This window comes from Vibrio sp. 10N.222.46.A1 (assembly GCF_041473595.1).
Lineage (GTDB): Bacteria > Pseudomonadota > Gammaproteobacteria > Enterobacterales > Vibrionaceae > Vibrio > Vibrio tasmaniensis_A.
In genome coordinates, this window is record NZ_JBFRSN010000611.1 from 1 (window position 1) to 751 (window position 751).

The window sequence follows — 751 nt, forward strand, 5'->3', positions numbered from 1 at the left end:
GCCTGGATCGTCTGTCCCTCAACCAAAAATTGCGTACGCTGCTCCTATTTCTGGAACAGGTTGGTTCTTAGGAACGGGTCTGTATATTGATGACATTGCTAAGGCTACAGAGGTTTACCGTCAAGAAGCCAGTGAGCGTATGGAAACGCAAATTTCAACAATTGTCATTACTGCGCTTGCATTAGTAGCCCTAACTTGTCTGATCATGTCTTATGTCGCTTCGCGCATGATTGCCCCAATCAAAGACATGCTTAACACCTTTATCGACATTGCAAATGGTGAAGGTGATCTTACCCATCGAATTAATGTGTCGGGTACAGATGAAATTGGACAATTAGGTAAAGCATTTAACCAGTTTATCGGCAAGCTCCACAATATTATTACTGATGTTTCGAAAGCTACAAATAATGTTACGACGGCCACTGACCAAATAAGTAGCCAAACGGTTCACCTAAGTAATCAACTTCAAGAGCACAACCACGAGACAGAGCAGGTGGTGACAGCTGTTACTGAGATGAGTAGTACAGCAAACGAAGTGGCACAAAGTGCTCATCAAGTGGCTAGTGCAACGAATGAAGCTAACAATGACGCTCATAATGCTCAAAACCTTGTGCAAAAGTCGACGCAATCTATTGGCTCTTTAGAACAGAATGTGGTGACCACAAGTCAACACATGAATTCACTCCACGACCAGTCTAAAAAGATAGATGGTGTGTTACAGGTTATTGGCGAGATTGCAGAACAAACTAAC

1 protein-coding gene is annotated in these 751 nt (G+C 42.9%); it reads left to right on the forward strand.

Annotation, left to right across the window (positions count from 1 at the left end; genetic code table 11):
* Positions 1-751, forward strand: a 751-nt coding sequence (locus AB4496_RS16970; RefSeq protein ID WP_372131436.1) for a HAMP domain-containing protein, incomplete at both ends; no start/stop codon positions are given.